This is a genomic window from Candidatus Limimorpha avicola (assembly GCF_056978975.1).
In genome coordinates this window covers 1-2,519 of the sequence record NZ_DBMCYK010000034.1, presented here as the reverse complement: position 1 = coordinate 2,519, position 2,519 = coordinate 1, and the positions used below count along the sequence as shown (strand labels likewise).

Genomic DNA, 2,519 nt, shown 5'->3' with positions numbered 1-2,519 from the left:
AATGACCCTTCTGAGTTGCTTGCCATCCTCCTCCTCCCTTTCCGCTACGCTCCAAGGACGGAGGAGGATGGTTGCACTTCTATCTTGAATCTATATTTTTTACATTAAGTCGAATGATGTATGTTGTCATGTTTTATAGAAAGGCTTTTGTTCCGAGAATGAGAAAAAATAAAAAAGAGAAAAAACTGATTTGACCAAAAACCTCAATTTTTTTATTAAAAATTATGTTATGCGGCAAAAATCATTTGGATTCGAGAAATGTCGAACCGTATGTGAATTCAAGGTCGATGTAATTTATATTTTGCTCGACAGTTCCATGGTTTTGTGCAGACAAACGATAAAAACTGTATGTGCAATGTCTGTTTTATTAGTTGAATAATTCGGTAAGAATCTAAACTGCCATGTGTTCAGTGTTTTTGTGTTGTTGATTATTCCGATTTAAAAAACAAGTAAGAAGCTATTTAGATCCATATATGACAAATTTGGTGCTTGTTGCCGTTTTATCAGAAAGAACAGCTCTGACGATATAAATACCGTTTGTAAAACCGGACAAGTCGGCTTCAAAACTGTCGGAAGCCATGTTGACTTTTCTGTAAAGAGTCCTTCCCAAAACATCTATTACTTCAATGTTGTTGATTTCCATATCAGATTTTACTTTTAGTGTACCGGTGCCATTGTTGTAAAAGGCATTTACTGAAGTAGATGGAGCATCAATTTCGTTTATGCCGATAAAACTATTTTGCCCGAATTTTAGCGGATAATTTGGAATTGTACAGAAAGCCATTTCATCAACAATCATACAGTTACGAAAATTTATAAAATCATCAGTAAAAGAGCCTACATACAAAACAAGCCATCCATAATAAAGATTATTGTTTATTTGATGTTTAACACCAAGATGTATCGTGTCCAATAAATTGGGGACGATTACATTTGACATAAAATTAAGATCACGACTGTTGATTTGATTATTGGGTATGGTGTCGTTTATTACAAAACCACATCTCCATTCGTTGTAATTATACATGTCGGCAACAGGACAATAATATAATTTATAACAAACATCATAATAAAACTTCATATCTTTTATGCCGTCTTCATTGAAGTCAAGACAAAGTGTGTCAGAGTCGCCAAACTGAGGACCACTTGGAGTTGTAATAGAATTCAGTATAATGGAAAGATCCGGTTTAAAGTCTGTGTAAATAATTTCTCCATTGTTTTGAGCAAAGATGCAATAAGAGAACATAATCGTTAATAATAATAATAGTAATTTTTTCATAATGTTAGATTTTAATTGTTATTCTCAGGACAAGGATGAACAATAAGTTCCATTTCAGTCCCTGTAGTTAATTCAAAGTTTTTGGTTATTTCAATAAAATCAGTTGCGCGTAATACCATTTTATCATTATTTGACATAAAGATATTTTCTGTATTTGAACCTATACTAATAGAATGTTTAACTCCATAATCATAATTTTGTAGATCATAAGTATTTTGTATGAGAACATCTGTTTCGCAGTCACAATCTAATTTATATACTTTAATATAATCAATAAACATTGTGTCTGTAATAAAATTAGGTATAGGATGTCCATTTTCTAGAATATAGTTATCCAAAGCATAATTAGTTTTTAAAAACATTTCTCTGTGTGGGACAGTTTCTCCATAATGATGGTTTATTGCATTCCCGTTAAAATACCAAACAACACGATTTGGCGACCATTCGCAGGCAAAGATGTTCCAATGTGTTAAATCAGGTTCGTTATCAGGAATAATCGGATAATTTCTTGCATAAGATTGGTAGTAATAAATACTTGTATCACAAAAATATATTCCTGTTGTAAAACGACGTGGAGAGCCTAATGTGACAGCATTGGGATTATATTGAAAATTTATAAAATTCCATGAATATTCAAAAATATCAATTTCTTCATAATGAGGATCTGTTGTGTTATCTCCTCCCCATAGCCAAAAGGCTGGGAATGCACCTCTGTGAACGGGAAGTTTGCATTTTATTTCGAAGTATCCATATAAAAAACGCTCTTTAAAAACATCTATTTCTCCAGAATAATAAAACAACTCATCGTGAGTTGAATCACAAGAATAGCCAGGAGGAATAAGATAGTCACCACATTGCAAAGTTGAGTTTCCAACTTTTTTTGATACCAATTTCATTAGATTATTTGTATCATCGAAGATACAATTTTCTTTCTGATAAACTTGATGTTCATTTTTTCCGTGAGTCACTCCAGCTTCAGTAGAATATGCTCTCCATAAGTTCCTATTATCAATGAAATTATTACTCCAAGTTCTACCATCTACAGAAAAATCATCGATAAAAAACAATGTATCTGTTTCCCAATTATTATCGCCAATAATTTGACTCATTAAATTTATATTGGACAATAACAAGATGATGCAACAGAGATAAAAAACTTTTTTCATGATGCAATTACTTATAAGGTTTTAATAATCCGTGTTCTTCAAGAGTTTTTCTTAGCAACTCTATTTCTTTTTGT

Annotated in this window: 2 protein-coding genes; both read right to left on the bottom strand. The window is 31.9% G+C overall.

All coding sequences use genetic code 11. The features are described 5' to 3' along the window. Positions 1–457: 457 nt before the first annotated feature. Positions 458–1,279 (bottom strand): T9SS type A sorting domain-containing protein, encoded by an 822-nt coding sequence (locus ACZOVS_RS10260; RefSeq protein WP_483997126.1) that lies wholly within the window; start codon positions 1,277–1,279, stop codon positions 458–460. 11 nt (positions 1,280–1,290) lie between these two features. Next, positions 1,291–2,388 (bottom strand): glycoside hydrolase family 16 protein, encoded by a 1,098-nt coding sequence (locus ACZOVS_RS10255; RefSeq protein ID WP_483997125.1) that lies wholly within the window; start codon positions 2,386–2,388, stop codon positions 1,291–1,293. Between the last annotated feature and the right edge of the window lie 131 nt (positions 2,389–2,519).